The organism is Pseudoduganella violacea (assembly GCF_014191875.1).
GTDB lineage: Bacteria > Pseudomonadota > Gammaproteobacteria > Burkholderiales > Burkholderiaceae_D > Rugamonas > Rugamonas violacea_A.
On the sequence record NZ_JACHXD010000005.1, the window covers coordinates 112205 to 130564 of the forward strand.

Here is an 18360-nt window from a genome sequence, read left to right on the forward strand (position 1 = left end):
GAGCCAAATGAACGCCAATCCAAAATTCCTCGCCACCACGGCCGAGGTAGACAGCGCCGCCGTTGCGCCACTTCCCAATTCCCGCAAAATCTATGTCGAGGGCAGCCGCCCGGACATCCGCGTGCCGATGCGGGAAATCAGCCAGTCCGATACCTCGGCCTCCTTTGGGCATGAAACCAATCCGCCCATCTACGTCTACGACACCTCGGGCGCCTACACCGATCCGGAAGCGACGATCGACATCCGTTCCGGCCTCGGTACGCCGCGCGCGCCGTGGATCGCCGAACGCGACGACACGGAAGAGCTGCCCGGCCCGACCTCGGATTACGGCAAGGCGCGCCTGGACGACCCGGCCCTGGCCGAGCTGCGCTTCAACCTGCAGCGCAAGCCGCGCCGCGCCAAGGCCGGCGCCAATGTCAGCCAGATGCACTACGCGCGGCGCGGCATCGTCACGCCGGAAATGGAGTATGTGGCGATCCGCGAAAACCTGCGCCGCAAGGAGTATCTGCAAGGGCTGCGCGACGCCGGCCCGATGGGCGAGCGCCTGGCCGAGATGATGGGCCGCCAGCATCCGGGCCAGGCCTACGGCGCCGCCATCCCGGCCGAGATCACGCCGGAATTCGTGCGCGAAGAGATTGCGCGCGGCCGCGCCATCATCCCGGCCAATATCAACCACCCTGAAGTCGAGCCGATGATCATCGGCCGCAATTTCCTGGTGAAGATCAACGCCAATATCGGCAATTCGGCCGTCACCTCGTCCATCGGCGAGGAAGTGGAGAAGATGACCTGGTCCATCCGCTGGGGCGGCGACACGGTGATGGATCTGTCGACCGGCAAGCATATCCACGAAACGCGCGAATGGATCATCCGTAACAGTCCGGTGCCGATCGGCACCGTGCCGATTTACCAGGCGCTGGAAAAGGTCAACGGCAAGGCCGAAGACCTGACCTGGGAAATCTTCCGCGACACCCTGATCGAACAGGCGGAGCAGGGCGTCGATTACTTCACCATCCACGCCGGCGTGCTGCTGCGCTATGTGCCGCTGACGGCCAAGCGCCTGACCGGCATCGTCTCGCGCGGCGGCTCGATCATGGCCAAGTGGTGCCTGGCCCACCACCGGGAAAACTTCCTGTACACGCATTTCGAAGACATCTGCGAAATCATGAAGGCTTACGACGTCTCCTTCAGCCTGGGCGACGGCCTGCGTCCCGGCTCGATCTACGACGCCAACGATGAAGCCCAGCTGGGCGAGCTGAAAACCCTGGGCGAACTGACCCAGATCGCCTGGAAGCACGATGTGCAGGTGATGATCGAAGGCCCGGGCCACGTGCCGATGCAGCTGATCAAGGAGAATATGGACTTGCAGCTGGAGCAGTGCAGCGAAGCGCCGTTCTACACCCTGGGCCCGCTGACCACCGATATCGCGCCCGGCTACGACCACATCACGTCGGGCATTGGCGCGGCGCAGATCGGCTGGTACGGCACGGCCATGCTGTGCTACGTGACGCCGAAAGAGCATCTGGGCCTGCCCAACAAGGACGATGTGAAAGAGGGCATCATCACCTACAAGATCGCGGCCCATGCCGCCGACCTGGCGAAAGGCCATCCGGGCGCGCAAATCCGCGACAACGCCCTGTCCAAGGCGCGCTTCGAATTCCGCTGGGAAGATCAGTTCAATATCGGCCTCGATCCGGACAAGGCGCGCTCCTTCCACGACGAGACCCTGCCCAAGGATTCGGCCAAGGTGGCGCATTTCTGTTCCATGTGCGGCCCGCATTTCTGCTCGATGAAGATCACGCAGGAAGTGCGCGACTACGCCGCCAGCGGCATGCAGGAAAAAGCCATCGAGTTCGTGAAAAAAGGCGCTGAACTCTACAGCAAGATGTGAGGCGGCCATGATCGAGATTGAACTGAACGGCGCGCCGCGCGCGGTGCCGCCGCAGCAAACCTTGCAGGAACTGGTCGACGCGCTGGAGTTGACGGGGCAGACGCTGGCGCTGGCCGTCAACCGCAGCGTGGTGCCGCGCGGCCAGTGGGCCGCGCGCACGCTGCAGGCGCAGGACCAGGTGGATATCGTGCGCGCCATTGGCGGCGGCTGAATCGAGGAGAATCGGAATGACTGAAGCAAACAAGGACCTGCTGACCATCGCGGGCAAGCAATACCAATCGCGCCTGCTGGTGGGCAGCGGCAAATACAAGGACTTGCAGCAGACGCGCGAGGCGACCGACGCGGCGGGCGCGGAGATCATCACGGTGGCGATCCGCCGCGTGAACATCGGCCAGGACCCGAAGGCGCCCAGCCTGCTGGACGTGCTGCCGCCGTCCGAATACACCATCCTGCCGAATACGGCCGGCTGCTACACGGCCAAGGACGCGGTCTACACCCTGCAGATGGCGCGCGAGCTGCTCAACGGCCATAAGCTGGTCAAGCTCGAAGTGCTGGGCGACGAGAAGACCCTGTTCCCGAATATGCCGGAAACCCTGGCCGCGGCCGGCACCCTGGTGCGCGACGGCTTCGACGTGATGGTGTACTGCAGCGACGATCCGATCCAGGCGCGCATGCTGGAAGACATCGGTTGCGTGGCGGTGATGCCGCTGGCGTCGCTGATCGGTTCCGGCATGGGCATCCTGAATCCCTGGAACCTGTCGCTGATCATCGAGCAGGCCAAGGTGCCGGTGCTGGTCGACGCGGGCGTGGGCACGGCCTCGGATGCGGCCATCGCCATGGAACTGGGCTGCGACGGCGTGCTGATGAACACCGCCATCGCCGGCGCGCAAGACCCGGTGCGCATGGCGCGCGCCATGCGCCTGGGCGTGCAGGCCGGCCGCGAGGCTTACCTGGCCGGCCGCATCCCGCGCCGCTTCGCCGCCTCGCCATCCTCGCCGATGGCTGGACGTCTGGCATGACGAGCGGCGAAACGCCGGCGCGGCTGGGCCGCCTGGGACGCGCCACGCATCCGCGCCGGCCCTGCGTGCTGGTGTTCGCCGGCGCCGATCCCTCGGGCGGCGCCGGCATCGCGGCCGACATCCAGGCCATCGCCGCGCTGGGCGCGCACGCGCTGCCCGTCATCACCACGCTGACGGTGCAGGACAATGACCGCGTGCATGCGGTGCTGCCGGTCGAGCCGGAACTGGTGCTGCTGCAGGCGCGCGTGCTGATCGAGAAGTCCTGCATCGACGCGGTGAAGATCGGCATTCCCGGCAGCGCCGCCAACGCCCGCGCCATTGCCCAGATCATCACCGAACTGCGCGCCGCGCGCCGTGCCGCCTGCCGCGGTGAAGCGCCGACGGTGGCCGCAGAAAGCCTGGACATGGCGGCATCGGCCATTCCGCTTTGCGAGCAGGGGGGCGATAGCATGGACAGTGCGCAGCCCGAAGCGGGGCCGCCGCTGCCGGCCGACGACGGCTGGCCGCCCGGCGCCGGTTTCGCCGCGCCGCCGGTGGTGCTCGATCCGGTGCTGGCCAGCGGCCATGGCGATCTGCTCTCGCGTGACGATGCGGTCAGCGCGCTGGCGCCGCTGCTGCCGCTGGTGACGGTGCTGACGCCCAACGGGCCGGAAGCGGGCGCGTTGAGCGGCGTCGCCGGCCCCGGCGCGGAAATCGATCCGCTGGCCCATGCCCGCGCCTTGCGCGCCCAGGGCTGCCAGCATGTGCTGATTACCGGCGGCCATGGCGGCGGCGGCCACGTCATCAACCGCTGGTATGGGCCGGCGCGCCAGCAGAGCTGGAGTTGGCCGCGCTTGGCGGGCGGCTACCACGGCAGCGGCTGCACCCTGGCCTCTGCCGTCGCCGCCTTGCTGTCCCAAGGCTGGCCCGTGGCCCAGGCTTTGGCCCGCGCCCAGGGCTATACCCACCGCGCGCTGGCCGAAGCCTTCGCCATCGCGCCCGGCCAGCTTATTCCGCGCCGCTGAAGGCGCGCCACCCACGAATCAGGAAGCATCATGCAAGGACTCTATCTCGTTACCCCCAACTGGGACGACACCGCCCGCCTGCTCGACCTGAGCGAGCAGGCGCTGGCCGCCGGCCTGGCGCTGCTGCAGTACCGCCACAAGGACGCCGCGCCCGCGCTGCGCGAAGAGCAGGCCGGCGCGCTGCTGGCGCTGTGCCGCCGCTACGGTTGCCCGCTGCTCATCAACGACTACCCGGAACTGTGCCGCCGGCTCGACGCCGACGGCGTGCACCTGGGCGGCACCGACGCCGAAGTGGCGGCCATCCGCGCCGAGCTGGGGCCGGACAAGATCATCGGCGCCTCCTGCTACGGCGACCTGCAGCGCGCCGCCGACGCCCAGGCGGCGGGCGCCAGCTATGTGGCCTTCGGCGGCTTTTACCCTTCGCTGGTGAAAAAATACGCCGTCACCACGCCGCCCGACATTGTCGGCCGCGCGCGCGAGGCCGTGCAGCTGCCGCGCGTGGTCATCGGCGGCATGACGCCGGCCAATGCCGCGCCGCTGGTGGCGCGCGGCGCGGAGATGGTGGCGGCCATCAGCAGCGTGTATCTGGCGCCCGATGTGGCGGCGGCGGTACAGCAGTTCAGGGAGTTGTTCCGCCTGAGTTGATTGTGTGGACGGCGCGGCAAAGGGCTTTATAATCGATCCATTAGCATACGCTCAAGGTTGCCGCCCAATGACACCACAGACTGCCGCCAAGCGCCTGATCATGATCGTCGACGACGATCAGATGATTCTCGATTTTCTGAGCGAAGTGCTGCGCCATGCCGGCTACGACACCGTGCAGGCGCCCTCCGCCGACCGCGCCCTGGCCCTGATCGCCGAGCGCGAACCGGACCTGGCCCTGCTCGACATCCACATGCCCGGCATGTCCGGCCTGGAGCTGGCCAAGCAGCTCAACCGCAATACCTCGGTGCCTTTCATGTTCCTCTCCGGCCGCGGCGACGCCGACGCCGGCAAGCAGGCCGCCGCATATGGCGCCGTCGGTTTCGTGGTGAAACCGGTCGACGAGCAGCACCTGATGCCCGCTTTCGAAGCCGGCCTGGCGCGCGCCGACGAAATCCGCCAGCTGCGCCGCACCGAAATGAATTTGAACGCGGCGCTGGCGGCCGGCCGCGAAACCAGCTTGGCCGTGGGCCTCCTGATGTGCAAGTTCCAGACCGACCGCAATACCGCCTTCGAGGTGCTGCGCGACCATGCGCGCTCGAACCGGCGCAAGGTCAACGAAATCGCCGACCAGTTGCTAAGCGCGGAAGAAACCTTGAATAGTTTGCATGCCGCCTTCAACACCCGCCTGAAAAAATAAGTGCGCGTCCGTTCGTAAACCGAGTACACTGGAATTACCCGCAGCAGGGCCGCACCTCGCCCTGCCGTGTCCGGCGGCAGCCCGTCCCCCGCGCCGCGCATCAACCTTCGGCCCCACTCCGCCGAGCAGCTTTATTCCCGGAAGCCGCATCCAGCAGCCTTGCTGCGCGTTGTGTTCGCGCCACGTTGCGCTTCCGGTTTGACATAGCGGAGACCCATGATGAAACTGCAAGACAGCCCCGATCTTTCGCGCGCCGTGGACGAGAACAACGCCCCGCGCGTGCTGCATGTGGACGGCGACCATGACACGGCCCTGGTGCTGGCCGCCCTGCTGGTGCCGGAAACGCGCGTCAGCCACGCCGCCTCGCTGGCCGATGCGCTGGAAGCGATCCGCCAGCACCGCTTCGCCCTGATCGTGCTCGATCCCGACCTGCCCGATGGCGACGGCCACACCCTGGTGCAAGCCATGCAGAAGCAGGGCGGCAGCACGCCGGTGCTGCTGTATTCGGCGCGCCACCCCGACCTGCGCCATCCTTCGCACGCCTTCCTGCCCAAGCCCTGGACCTCGCCGCGCCTGCTGTGGCAGACCGTCTCCCACCTGCTTGGCTTGCAATCGGCCGATTGGCTGGGCGCGCCGGCATAGAGGCGGGTTTTGTCCTGAGTTGATATGATGTCGCCATCTCCAACTTACAGGATATGCAGAGATGAAAACCAAAGCAGCAATCGCATGGAAGGCGGGCGCACCGCTGACCATCGAAGAAGTGGAACTGGGCGGCCCGCGCGAGGGCGAGGTGCTGGTGGAGATCAAGGCCACCGGCATCTGCCACACCGACTACTATACCCTGTCCGGCGCGGACCCGGAAGGCATCTTCCCGGCCATTCTGGGCCATGAAGGCGCGGGCGTGGTGGTCGATGTCGGCCCCGGCGTGAAGAGCCTGAAAAAGGACGACCACGTCATTCCGCTCTACACCCCGGAATGCCGCCAGTGCAAATTCTGCCTGTCGCAGAAGACCAATCTGTGCCAGGCCATCCGCTCGACCCAGGGCCGCGGCCTGATGCCGGACGCCACCAGCCGCTTCTCGCTGGACGGCAAGCCGATCTACCACTACATGGGCACGTCCACCTTCTCCAACTACATCGTGGTGCCGGAAATCGCGCTGGCGAAAATCCGCGAAGACGCGCCGTTCGACAAGGTGTGCTACATCGGTTGCGGCGTCACCACCGGCGTGGGCGCCGTGCTGTTCACCGCCAAGGTGGAAGCGGGCGCCAATGTGGTGGTGTTCGGCCTGGGCGGCATCGGCCTGAACGTGATCCAGGCGGCCAAGATGGTGGGCGCCGACAAGATCATCGGCATCGACATCAATCCGGGCCGCGAAGCGATGGCGCGCCAATTCGGCATGACCCACTTCATCAATCCGAACGAGGTGGAGAACGTGGTCGACGCCATCATCCAGCTCACCGACGGCGGCGCCGACTACAGCTTCGAGTGCGTCGGCAACACCACGCTGATGCGCCAGGCGCTGGAGTGCTGCCACAAGGGCTGGGGCAAATCCATCATCATCGGCGTGGCGGCGGCGGGGCAGGAAATCTCGACCCGTCCTTTCCAGCTGGTCACGGGCCGCGAGTGGAAAGGCTCGGCATTCGGCGGCGCGCGCGGCCGCACCGACGTGCCGAAAATCGTCGACTGGTATATGGACGGCAAGCTCAATATCGACGACCTGATCACCCACCGCCTGCCGCTGGAACGCATCAATGAAGGCTTCGACCTGATGAAGAGCGGCGAATCGATCCGCTCGGTGGTCATTTACTAAGCCGCGCCTCGGCGCCATGAGGGGAGGGCAGGCCTTGCGGCCTGGCCCTCCCTTTTTTCATTTCGTCGCATGGGCTCCGGTGGGCTGGCGCTGCTGGATTAGAGTAGTGGTCCAGGATTCGCCATCAAGTAGAAAAAAAGTTCTAGACATAAAAATCTAGATAAATTAATCTACTTCCATCGAACGAGGAGACAGCAATGCGCTTTGCCACTTCATGCCAGGAGCCAGTCCATGTTTAGGGCGATCGACGCCCTGGTGCCCGCCATCGGCTGGGCCTTGCTGCATTTCCTGTGGCAGGGGGTGCTGATCGGCTGTCTCGCCTCGTTCGGCCTGCAGCTGCTGCGCAATGCGCGGCCGCAGACCCGCTATCTCCTTGCCTGCGGCGCGCTGCTGCTGTGCGCCTTGCTGCCGCTGGCGGGTATCGTCTTGCATCTGGCCAGCCTGCACGCCGCTGCGTTGGACGCGGCCGGCGCGGCGATGGCGGATGCCGCCGGCGGCGCCGCCATACATGCCAGCGACGCCGCGGCCCTGGCCGGACTTGGAGCCGTCCAGCTGCCGCCGGTCCAGTCCATGCTGCCGCTGCTGAGCGAGGCGGGCTTGAACGGCTGGCTGGCGCATTTGCCACGCCTGCTGCCATGGCTGGTGCTCGTGTGGGCTGCCGGCGCGGCGCTGATGACCTTGCGCCTCTCGCTCGGCCTGCAATGGGTGAAGGAGCGTACCCTGTCCAGTCATTACCGCGACGATCCCCATTGGCAGCAAGTGCTGGACAGGCTGGCGCGCCGGCTCGGCGTGCGCGTGCCGGTGCGCCTCGGCGTCAGCGACGACGCTCTGGACGGGCCGATGACGGCGGGCTGTCTGCGTCCGCTGGTGCTGATCCCGGCCTCGCTGCTGACCGGCATGCCGCCCGCGCTGCTGGAAGCCTTGCTGGCGCATGAATTGGCGCATATCCGGCGTCACGATTACCTGGTCAATCTGGTGCAGAGCGCCATCGAGATTCTGCTGTTCTACCACCCGGTCGTGTGGATGCTGTCGCGCCGCATCCGCGCCGAACGGGAACAGATTGCCGACGATATTGCAGCAAGCGCGCTGGGCGAACCGCGGCGTCTCGCGCTTGCGCTGTCCGAGCTGGACAAGTTCCAGTTCTCAACCAACCACTTTGCCCCTGCGGCACAAGGAGGAGACCTGATGTCCCGAATCAAACGCCTGATCCGGCCCCAAGCCGAACCCCTGGGCTGGAAAATCGCCGCGCCGCTGCTCGGCCTGTGCGCCGCCTGCGCCGTGCTGTATGCCCATGCCATGCCGGCCACTTCCAGCGAACCGGCTGCCGCCTCACCCAAGGCCGCCGCACCCCTCATGAGAACTGGCGCAGCCTTGAGCGCCGATGGCGACACCCAGTCCGTGCCGCCGCTGCCGCCCGTGCCGGCGACACCGGAAGAGCCGCTTGCCGCAGCCACACCCGCCGCGCCGGAAGCGCCCGCCGCACCTGATGCCCCCGAGCTGCCGGCCCGGCCCGCCAAGCCCGTGATGCCTCCCGCGCCGCCCGCCCGCGCCGCAGCGGCAGCTCCGATGGCGCTGGCCGCCGCGCCCGCCGCACCGGCTGCGCCGATGAGCATCGCCGCCGCTCCCGCCGCGCCGGCGGCCCCGATGGCGCTTGCCGCCGCACCGGCTCCCGCCGCGGCGCCGGCACCGGCCGCCGCGCCAGCCAGGCCCGCATTGAAGGCGCCGCGCGACCGCTCCGGCTCCCACTATTACTTTGAGCAGGACGGCGCATCCTATGCCCTGGTTCGTGAAGGCGGCAGCAAAGTCACCAGCCGCAACGGCGATCCCGAGGAGCTGCGGCGCCTGAAGCAAAGCGTCAAAGGGGACTTCATCTGGTTCCGCAAGGACGGCAAAAACTATGTGATCCAGGATCCCGCCATCGTGGCCCAAGCCAGTGCCGCCTGGGCGCCGCTCAAGCAGATCGAATCGCGCATGGAAGAGCACAACAAGGCCATGGATGCGCAGGGCAAGATCATGGGACAGATCGGCGAAAAAATCGGCGCCCACTACGGCCAGATTGCCGATAGTGCCGCCCAGCGCGCGCTGGAGCACAGGACCGATGGCAAAATGAAAGCCCTGGCCAGCCAGCAGGAAGCCATCGGGGCCCGCATGGACGCCCTGGGCCAGAAAATCGAAAGGGAAGTGGACGACCAGGTGCGCGCCGGCCTGGTGCGCGAGCTGTCCCAGCTCAGCACCCGCATGGCGCCCCTGCAAAGCCAGATCCATACCCTATCCGCGGAGATGGGCAAGCAACACGCCCGCCTCGTCCGCGAGCAACCCGCGATCGACGACATGAACCGCCAAATGCGCGAAGCCAGCAAACCGATGGCCGAGCTAGGCCGCAAAATGGGAGAACTCGGCCGTGAACAAGGCCGCATCCACCGCGAAGCCGACAAAACCACGCGCCGCCTGATCGACGACGCCGTCCAGCAAGGCCGCGCCACCCCAAGCCCCGGCGGCAGCGCCTAACCCCCTTTGCGCCAAATCAAACAATGTCCCACCCTGGTGTCAGGCACCACCATCGGACATTCTTTGAGAAAAATCAAGAAATGTCCTACCCTGGTGCCTGACACCAGGGTGGACATTGTTTGATGCAGCGCAAACCTTAGCGGGGGAGGCGGTCGAGCTTGGCGACGCTGAGGTCGAGCACTTTCATGCCGACGTTGCCGAAGTTGATCTGGGCGCGGCAGTTGCTGCCGCTGCCTTCCAGATTGACGATGACGCCTTCGCCGAATTTGGCGTGGGCCACCGATTCACCAATGCGCCAGCCGCTGCCACCACTCGATTTCTGGGCGATTTGACGGGCGATGGCGTTGTCGCTGCCGGCCAGCGGCGCTTCGTCCCAGGCGGATTTCTTGTTGGCGAACCAGTGCGACTGCACTTTCGGCGACAGCCATTTCAGCGATTCCTCCGGCAGTTCGTCGAAGAAGCGCGATTTCATGTTGTAGCGGGTCTGGCCGTGCAGCATGCGCGTCTGCGAGAAGCACATGTAGAGCCGCTGGCGCGCGCGCGTGATCGCCACGTACATCAGGCGCCGTTCTTCTTCGACGCCGCCGTCTTCCTTCGAACTGCTCTCGTGCGGGAATAGGCCTTCTTCCAGGCCGGTGATGAAGACGTTGTCGAATTCCAGACCCTTGGCCGAGTGCACCGTCATCAGCTGCAGCGCTTCCTGGCCGGCTTGCGCCTGGTTGTCGCCCGCTTCGAGCGAGGCGTGCGAGAGGAAGGCCGATAGCGGCGACATCACGGTGGCCAGCGGCGCATCGGCGTCGATGATTTCGACACCGTCCGCGCTGACGATGGCGTTGCCCGCTTGCGCCTGGGCCTGCGGGCCGAGGTGGGCGGGCGCGCCTTGCCCATACCCTTCCTCGGACACGAACTGGGTGGCCGCACTGACCATCTGCTCCAAGTTTTCGACGCGGTCGGCGCCTTCCTTTTCGCCCTGGTAGTGCTGCAGCAGGCCGCTGCCGTCAAGGACGATGCGCACCAGCTCGGGCAGCGCCATCTGCTGGGTCTCGAAGCGCATGCCTTCGACCATCTTGACGAAGCCGCCCAGCGAGGTGCCGGCCTTGCCGACCATGTACGGTACCGCCGCGTACAGCGAGATGCCATACTGCTCGGCCGCGCCCTGCAACTGCTCGATGGTGCGCGCGCCGATGCCGCGCGCCGGGAAATTCACCACACGCAGGAAGGCCGAATCATTGTGCGGATTGTCCATCAGCTGCAGGTAGGCGATGGCGTGTTTGACCTCGGCGCGCTGGAAGTAGCGCAGGCCGCCGTACACATGGTAGGGAATGCCGGCCGAGAACAGCGCATGCTCGATCACGCGCGATTGCGCATTGGAGCGGTACAGCACCGCGATCTCGCTGCGCGAGGTGCCTTCGTTGATCAGCGATTTCGACTCTTCGATGATCCACTGGGCTTCCTGCAGGTCGGAGCTGGCTTCGTAGACGCGTACCTGCTCGCCATGACCGGCATCGGTGCGCAGGTTCTTGCCCAGGCGCCGGCTGTTATTCGAGATCAGCATATTCGCCGCGTCCAGGATATGGCCGTGCGAGCGGTAGTTCTGTTCCAGCTTGATCAGGTTCTTGACCTGGAACTCGCGCTCGAAGGCGCTCATATTGCCGACATTGGCGCCGCGGAAGGCGTAGATGCTCTGGTCGTCGTCGCCCACGGCGAACAGGGCGCCGCCGGCCGCGCTGCCGTGGCCGGACATCAGCTTGAGCCACTTGTACTGCAGGTCATTGGTATCCTGGAACTCGTCGACCAGGATGTGACGGAAGCGCAGCTGGTAGTGTTCGCGCAGCGGCTGGTTGCGGCTCAAGAGCTCATAGGTGCGCAGCAGCAGTTCGGCAAAATCGACCACGCCCTCGCGCTGGCACTGCTCGTCGTACAGATCGTACAGCTCGACCATTTTGCGCTCGGTGGCGTCGTAGGCGTCGACGTCCTTGGCGCGCAAGCCCTGGTCCTTGTTGTTGTTGATGAAGTACATCAGGTTTTTGGCCGGGTACTTTTCATCGTCGACATTGTTGGCTTTGAGCAGACGCTTGATGACCGAGAGCTGGTCCTGGGAATCGAGGATCTGGAAAGTCTGGGGCAGGGCGGCGTCGCGGTAGTGGGTGCGCAGCAGGCGGTTACACAGGCCGTGGAAGGTGCCGACCCACATGCCGCGTGTATTGATGGGCAACATGGCCGACAGGCGGGCCAGCATTTCCTTGGCCGCCTTATTGGTAAAGGTCACGGCCAGCACGCCAGCCGGCGATACCTGGCCGGTCTGGATCAGCCACGCGATGCGGGTGGTCAGCACGCGCGTTTTGCCGGACCCCGCGCCCGCCAGAATCAGGGCGTTCTGGGGCGGCAGGGTGACGGCGGCAAGTTGTTCGGGATTGAGGTTGTGGAGGAGATTTTGCATCCCGTGATTATACCGGGATGCCCCTCAGGCGGCGGCGCGCAGGCTGGTTTCGCCGCCGTGGCGCGCCAGCTTGCGCCGCAGCAGGCGCATGGCCGGCGCTTCAACGCAATGCCAGCTGCAGGCCGCGCACAGGAAGGTCAGCGCCACGGTCAGGCCAAGCAGGGTCTTGGCGCCGACGCTGGGTGGCAGGCTGGCCGCCAACATGCTCATGACCGGCCAGTGGTAGATGTAAATGCTATAGGAATAGTCATGCTTCTGGATGTGGGCCAGGCCGCGCGGCCGGGCGCTGCCCAGCCATAAGGCCAGCGCGCCGGCGGCCAGGTAAATTCCCACCAGCGTCAGACCGCTTGGCGTCAGTGCCTGGTTGCGCGTCCAGTTCAGCGCCAGCAGGATGGCGGCTACCGCCACCGGGGCAAAGCCAAAGCGCAGATGCCGCGACAAGGTCTGCAGCAGGACGCCCGTCAGGAACAGGGACCACATCGGCACTTCCCAGATGTAGCCGCTCAATACGGAGGGGAAGAGCTGGGTGCTCAAAAGCAGGACCACGGACATGCTCATCAGCCACCAGCGCATGGGCGCGATGGCGGCCACGCCCAGCAGACCGAGCACGATATACATGCGCGCTTCCCAATACAGCGTCCACAAGGAACCGTTCAGCGGACGGCCTTCCAGCACGCCGGGAATCGTCAGCTCATTCGGCGGGATGATATAGCGCAGGCCATGCAGGCTGGCGTTGCCGAGAATGTAGCGCCAGGTCGCGCCGTCGAACAGGCCGGCCAGCCCTTGGACGGAATGGAAGGCCAGTGCCAGGGTCGTGGTAAGGAGCAGGCAGATGAAGAGCGCGGGGACGATGCGCACGACGCGGCGCAGCGTGAAGCGCAGCAGATGCGGATCGCGCAGCCAGCTTTTCGACACGAAGATGCCGCTGATCAGGAAGAACACGCCCACCGCCACGTTGCCCAGGTCCGTCACCGGCGCCATCATCCGGCTCAGTGGGTCTGGCATGGGCGCCAGTCGGTTCAGTTGCCAGGCGTGGAAGACCACGACGGCCAGGGCGGCAATGAGGCGCACCAGGTTGAAACCATTGTCATGCGCGCCGGTGGCCGCTTCCAGCGAGCGTGCCGAACCCCGGTTCAGCATTCCGTTTCCTGATTGGGCGAGTTGAAGATCTGGCGGTAGCTGACGTAGAGCGAGCATTGCAGCACCAGCGCCACGATCATCACGGGAATTTGCATCAGCAGGGCGCCGAAGGTGCCCAGGCCGAGCAGGGCGATGCGCACCAGGCTGACCACCATGGCGATGCCGGCCCAGCTGAGCAGGAAGACGACGCAGGGACGCCAGGCGCGCAGCACGGCGAAGAAGCTGAAGAAGATGGCTTTGCCGACCGACATCTGCTTCCAGTAAATCAGCGGGCCGCTGAAGAACAGGCCCATGGCGGCCGGGATGTAGACCACGAAGCCGAGCAGGATGGAAGCGGCCATGCCGTTGCTCATCTGGATCTGCGGCGCGGCCGGATCGGCGTTGCGCAGCTGGTCCACCAACTCGCCGTTGGTGACGAAGACCACGATGACGGCGATCAGGATGGCCACCAGGTGCAGCACGCCCAACACCACCAGCTTGGGGAAGGCCGGTTTGCGGAAGCCGCTCTGGATCACGGCCGGCAGCACGCGCTTGCCCTGTTCGATGTCGGCGCAGGCTTGCATGAAGCCGATCGACACGGCCGGCAGCAGCAGCGCCACCAGCAATCCCAGAGGCTGGGGCAGGATCAGCACGGCCACCTGGCACAGCAGATAGCCGAGGAAGGGGATGAACATGCCGCCGGGCTGCTGGCGGAACAGCGCGAAGCCGTCTTTAACCCAATGCCATCCGGTGAGTGCGGGCAGATTAGTCATCTTAATAAAGTTGTGGTGCGGGCGTGGCAATCCGCTCGCGCAGAATGCGTTCAAAGTGGGTCGGATCGTGCGGGGTCAGAATTTCCGCCTCGCGCGGCTTATGCAGATCATACAGGCGCGACAGCCAGAAGCGCAGCGCGGCGGCGCGCAGCATGGGCTGCCAGGCGGCTTGCTCGTCGGTCGTGAACGGACGCACGGCGTGGTAGGCATCGAGCATGGCGCGCACGCGCGCCGCATCGAGCACGCCGCTGTCGAGGTCTATGCACCAGTCGTTGACGGTGACGGCGACGTCGAACAGCCAGGTGTCGCAACCGGCAAAATAAAAGTCGAAGAAGCCGGTCAGACGTTCGCCGTCGAACATCACGTTGTTGCGGAACAGGTCAGCATGCACCGGGCCGGCTTGCAACCGCGCGTAGGTGGCGCCGGCGGCAAACGCTTCCTGGAACTGCATCTCGTCGTGCAGCAGGCTGGCTTCGGCGGCGCTGATCACGGGCAGCAGCTGGGGCGCGGTCTCGCGCCACCAGGACAGGCCGCGCAGATTCGGCTGCCGCAGCGGGAAGTCGCGTCCAGCCAGATGCATTTTTGCCAGCATGGCGCCGACGGCGGCGCAGTGCACCGGCTGCGGGGCCATCTGGGAGCTGCCTTCGAGCTTGCTGACGATGCTGGCGGGCTTGCCGTGCAGGGCCACGCATAACTCGCCCTGCTCGTTGGCGACCGGGGCGGGCACCAGCACGCCGTGCTGCGCCAGGTGGCGCATCAGCTGCAGGTAAAAGGGCAGTTGTTCGAAACTCAGGTTCTCGAAGATGGTGAGCACATACTCGCCTGCTTCGGTACTCAGGAAGAAGTTGCTATTTTCGATGCCGGAGGCAATGCCTTTCAGCGCAGTTGCTTGGCCGAGGGGGAATTGCGTGATCCACTGGCCGACATCATCCAGACTGACCGGGGTAAAAACTGCCATGGGAAACCAGATTAGTGTGCAAGGGTTAGGCAAAGCCCGGCGTGGCCGGGCTTTGCTCAGCGGGTGGCCGGAGGCGGCGGAGGCGGCGCCGGCGCCTCATCGGGGGCGTTGGCGCGGTCCTCGCTGCGTTGTTTCTTCTTCTTGGCCACATCGAACTCCATGACGGTCCATTGCGCGCCGCGTGATTCGCGTCCCGCAAGGTCGCCTGGCAGAGCCGTGCCCACCGGGGTATTCGGTTTCAGGGTATAGCTGCTCTTGCCGCTTTTGACCTTGGCTTCGGTCACGCGGCCGCCTTCACGTTTTTCCGTGATTTTCTTTTCGTTGCCCGGATTGGCCGTCACCGTGACCGGATTATCCACTTCCTCGATTTTTTCCAGCTTCGGCGGCGCCTGGCTTGGCGTCGTCTGGGCGGAAGCAATGGCGGCATGGCCCAGCAGGGCAATGAACAGAAGGGAGCAGATATTCGAAGTACGCATGATGACAAGTCCTCAAGGGAAACGCATGGATTCTTATTATGGGCCATTGTAACAAACAGACACGCTTCCCTGTTTTAAAAGCGAAAAAACGCGGCCGGGCACGGGCCGTCTGCCCGTGCCGATCCGGCATTGTTGTCTTTTCGGGAACCTTGTCCTGGCGTTCAGGTCCGGGGCAAAACTCTGCGATAATGCAGCACTCACCCCATTCCGTGCCGGCCGCGCGCTCGCGCGGCCAGCCCTACTTCATAGCCATTTATGCAAAAGACCCTGTTGCTGGTTGACGGTTCCAGCTATCTTTACCGCGCTTTCCACGCGCTGCCCGACCTGCGCAGCGCCGACGGCTATCCGACCGGCGCCATGCACGGCATGGTCAATATGCTGCGCCGCCTGCGCGCCGACTTCCCCGCCGCCTATATCGCCTGCGTCTTCGACGCCAAGGGCAAGACCTTCCGCGATGATATGTACCCTGAGTACAAGGCGACGCGCGCCTCGATGCCGCCCGACCTGGCTTTGCAGATCGAGCCGATCCACGAGGCGGTGCGCGCCATGGGCTGGCCGATCCTGATGGTCGAAGGCGTGGAGGCCGACGACGTGATCGGCACCTTGTCGGTGGAAGCGGAAAAAGCCGGCATGGACGTCATCATCTCCACCGGCGACAAGGATCTGGCCCAATTGGTCACGCCCAAGGTCATGCTGATCAACACCATGACCAACGAGAAGCTGGACGAAGCGGGCGTGCTGGCCAAGTTCGGCGTGCCGCCCAACCGCATCATCGACTACCTGACCCTGATCGGCGACACCGTCGACAACGTGCCCGGCGTGAACAAATGCGGCCCGAAGACGGCGCTCAAATGGCTTGGTTTGTACGACAGCCTGGATGGCGTGATGGCGAATGCCGACAAGATCACCGGCGCCGTCGGCGGCAATCTGCGCGAGGCGCTGGAATGGCTGCCGCGCGGCCGCGAGCTGATCACGGTGAAGACCGACTGCGACCTGAGCCAGCATATGATGTCGATCTCCGAATCGCTGATCGCCAAGGGCGAGGACCGCGAGCTGCTGCTGGCCTTCTTCAGCAAATACGGCTTCAAGACCTTGCTGCGCGAACTGGGCGCCATGACGCCGGCCGCGCCAGGCGCCGTCGCCTCGCCGGCCGCCGCCGCGCCCGAAGGCATGACCGGCGATATGTTCGCCGCCGCCGTGGCGCCGGCCAGCATCAATTATGAAACCGTGCTGACCGAAGCCCAGCTCGACGAATGGATCGCGCGCATCGATAAAGCGGAACTGAGCGCCGTCGATACCGAAACCACCTCGCTGGACCCGATGACAGCGCAGATGGTGGGCATTTCCCTGTGCACCGAGCCGGGCCACGCCTGCTATATCCCGATGGCGCACAGCTATGCCGGTGTGCCGGAGCAGCTGTCGCGCGAACTGGTGCTGTCCAAATTGAAGCCATGGCTGGAAGACGCCGGCAAGGCCAAGCTGGGCCAGAACCTGAAATACGACGCGCACATCTTCGCCAACCACGGCGTGCAGCTGCGCGGCATCGTGCATGACACCCTGCTGCAATCCTATGTCTTCGAATCGCACCGCACGCACGATATGGACAGCCTGGCCATGCGCCACCTGAACCACAAGACCATCGCTTTCGAGGAAGTGTGCGGCAAGGGCGCCAGCCAGATCGGCTTCGACCAGGTCGAGATCGCGCGCGCCACCGAATACGCGGCCGAAGACGCCGACATTACGCTGCGCCTGCACCAAGCCATGCACGGCCAGGTCACGCTGGACGAAGGCCTGACCCGCGTCTACAACAGTATCGAGCTGCCGACCGCCGTGGTGCTGCAGAAGATCGAGCGCAATGGCGTGCTGATCGACGCCGCCCTGCTCGATACGCAGTCGCAGGAGCTGGGCAAGCGCATTCAGGAGCTGGAGCAGAAAGCCTATGAACTGGCCGAGCAGCCCTTCAATCTGGGGTCGCCCAAGCAGATCGGCGAAATTTTCTTCCAGAAGCTGAAACTGCCGGTGGTGAAAAAGACCCCGAGCGGCGCGCCGTCCACCGATGAGGAAGTGCTGCAAAAGTTGGCCGAGGATTATCCGCTGCCGAAAGTCCTGCTGGAATACCGCGGCATGGCCAAGCTCAAGTCGACCTATACCGACAAGCTGCCGAAGATGATCAACGCCATGACGGGCCGCGTGCACACCAATTACGCGCAGGCGGTGGCGGTGACGGGGCGCCTGGCCTCCAACGACCCGAACCTGCAGAACATCCCGATCCGCACCGCCGAAGGCCGCCGCATCCGCGAAGCCTTCGTCGCGCCGGCCGGCAGCCATATCGTCTCGGCCGACTATTCGCAGATCGAGCTGCGCATCATGGCCCACATCTCGGGCGACGAGGCGATGTTGCGCGCCTTCGCGGAAGGGGAGGACATCCACCGCGCCACGGCGGCCGAAATCTTCGGCATCGCGCCGGCCGATGTGCAGGCCGAGCAGCGCCGCTACGCCAAGGTGATCAACTTTGGCCTGATCTACGGCATGAGCGCCTTCGGCCTGGCCTCGAACCTGGGCATCGACCGCGCCGCCGCGCAGAACTACATCGACCGCTACTTCGCCCGCTTCTCCGGCGTGAAGCAGTATATGGACGACACCCGCCTGCAGGCCAAGGCCAAGGGCTATGTGGAAACCGTCTTCGGCCGCCGCCTGTGGCTGCCCGAGATCAATTCGCCGAACGGCCCGCGCCGCCAGGCGGCCGAGCGCGCGGCGATCAATGCGCCGATGCAGGGCACGGCGGCGGACCTGATCAAGCTGGCCATGATCGCCGTGCAGGGCTGGCTGGAAAAAGAAGGTCTGAAAACCCGCATGATCATGCAGGTGCACGATGAACTGGTGCTGGAAGTGCCGGACGCGGAGCTGGCCCTGGTCAAGGAAAAACTGCCGCAGCTGATGGCCGGCGTGGCCGAGTTGAAGGTGCCGCTGCTGGCTGAAGTGGGCGTGGGCCGCAACTGGGACGAGGCGCATTAATCAGGTTT

At 65.2% G+C, this 18360-nt stretch carries 15 protein-coding genes; 10 read left to right on the forward strand and 5 right to left on the reverse strand.

What is annotated here, in order from left to right:
• The first annotated feature begins 7 nt into the window (after positions 1 to 7).
• The 9 genes from thiC to FHS03_RS10820 all read left to right on the forward strand — a co-directional run bounded on the left by thiC (position 8) and on the right by FHS03_RS10820 (position 9571).
• The gene (gene thiC, locus FHS03_RS10775; protein WP_183440981.1) at positions 8 to 1888 is read left to right on the forward strand and encodes a phosphomethylpyrimidine synthase ThiC; all 1881 of its coding nucleotides are present in this window, start codon (positions 8 to 10) and stop codon (positions 1886 to 1888) included.
• A 7-nt stretch (positions 1889 to 1895) separates the two neighbouring features.
• Complete coding sequence (gene thiS / locus FHS03_RS10780) at positions 1896 to 2099, forward strand: sulfur carrier protein ThiS (RefSeq protein ID WP_183440982.1); 204 nt, start codon at positions 1896 to 1898, stop codon at positions 2097 to 2099.
• A gap of 16 nt (positions 2100 to 2115) precedes the next feature.
• Complete coding sequence (locus tag FHS03_RS10785) at positions 2116 to 2907, forward strand: thiazole synthase (protein WP_183440983.1); 792 nt, start codon at positions 2116 to 2118, stop codon at positions 2905 to 2907.
• Positions 2904 to 3911 (forward strand): bifunctional hydroxymethylpyrimidine kinase/phosphomethylpyrimidine kinase, encoded by a 1008-nt coding sequence (thiD, locus tag FHS03_RS28145; protein ID WP_229426156.1) that lies wholly within the window; start codon positions 2904 to 2906, stop codon positions 3909 to 3911. The genes FHS03_RS10785 and thiD overlap by 4 nt, the downstream gene beginning before the upstream one ends.
• Positions 3912 to 3941: 30 nt before the next feature.
• Positions 3942 to 4556, forward strand: coding sequence for a thiamine phosphate synthase (gene thiE / locus FHS03_RS10800; protein ID WP_183440984.1), 615 nt, complete (start codon positions 3942 to 3944; stop codon positions 4554 to 4556).
• A 67-nt stretch (positions 4557 to 4623) separates the two neighbouring features.
• Positions 4624 to 5253, forward strand: coding sequence for an ANTAR domain-containing response regulator (locus FHS03_RS10805; protein WP_183440985.1), 630 nt, complete (start codon positions 4624 to 4626; stop codon positions 5251 to 5253).
• A gap of 216 nt (positions 5254 to 5469) precedes the next feature.
• Positions 5470 to 5895, forward strand: a complete 426-nt coding sequence (locus FHS03_RS10810; RefSeq protein ID WP_183440986.1) for a response regulator — start codon at positions 5470 to 5472, stop codon at positions 5893 to 5895.
• A gap of 61 nt (positions 5896 to 5956) precedes the next feature.
• Complete coding sequence (locus FHS03_RS10815; RefSeq protein ID WP_183440987.1) at positions 5957 to 7063, forward strand: S-(hydroxymethyl)glutathione dehydrogenase/class III alcohol dehydrogenase; 1107 nt, start codon at positions 5957 to 5959, stop codon at positions 7061 to 7063.
• Between the two features lie 231 nt (positions 7064 to 7294).
• A complete protein-coding gene (locus FHS03_RS10820) occupies positions 7295 to 9571 on the forward strand; it encodes a M56 family metallopeptidase (RefSeq protein WP_183440988.1) in 2277 nt (758 codons plus the stop codon).
• 136 nt (positions 9572 to 9707) lie between these two features.
• On the opposite strand, the gene FHS03_RS10825 is transcribed toward FHS03_RS10820, so the two are convergent.
• The 5 genes from FHS03_RS10825 to FHS03_RS10845 are packed head-to-tail and all read right to left on the reverse strand — an operon-like array spanning position 9708 to position 15337.
• On the reverse strand, positions 9708 to 12011 hold the full coding sequence (locus FHS03_RS10825; protein WP_183440989.1) for a UvrD-helicase domain-containing protein: 2304 nt from the start codon (positions 12009 to 12011) through the stop codon (positions 9708 to 9710).
• Positions 12012 to 12035: 24 nt separating this feature from the next.
• Positions 12036 to 13151 carry an acyltransferase family protein gene (locus tag FHS03_RS10830; protein ID WP_183440990.1) on the reverse strand — a complete coding sequence of 372 codons (1116 nt, stop codon included), beginning with the start codon at positions 13149 to 13151 and terminating at the stop codon, positions 12036 to 12038.
• Positions 13145 to 13903, reverse strand: coding sequence for a BPSS1780 family membrane protein (locus FHS03_RS10835; protein WP_183440991.1), 759 nt, complete (start codon positions 13901 to 13903; stop codon positions 13145 to 13147). Before FHS03_RS10835 ends, FHS03_RS10830 begins: the two co-directional genes overlap by 7 nt.
• A 1-nt stretch (position 13904) precedes the next feature.
• A complete protein-coding gene (locus FHS03_RS10840; RefSeq protein ID WP_183440992.1) occupies positions 13905 to 14861 on the reverse strand; it encodes a homoserine kinase in 957 nt (318 codons plus the stop codon).
• A gap of 56 nt (positions 14862 to 14917) precedes the next feature.
• Positions 14918 to 15337 carry a hypothetical protein gene (locus FHS03_RS10845; protein WP_150119127.1) on the reverse strand — a complete coding sequence of 140 codons (420 nt, stop codon included), beginning with the start codon at positions 15335 to 15337 and terminating at the stop codon, positions 14918 to 14920.
• 255 nt (positions 15338 to 15592) lie between these two features.
• Here FHS03_RS10845 and polA point away from each other — a divergent pair, with 255 nt between their 5' ends.
• On the forward strand, positions 15593 to 18352 hold the full coding sequence (gene polA / locus FHS03_RS10850) for a DNA polymerase I (RefSeq protein WP_183440993.1): 2760 nt from the start codon (positions 15593 to 15595) through the stop codon (positions 18350 to 18352).
• Positions 18353 to 18360 lie beyond the last annotated feature (8 nt).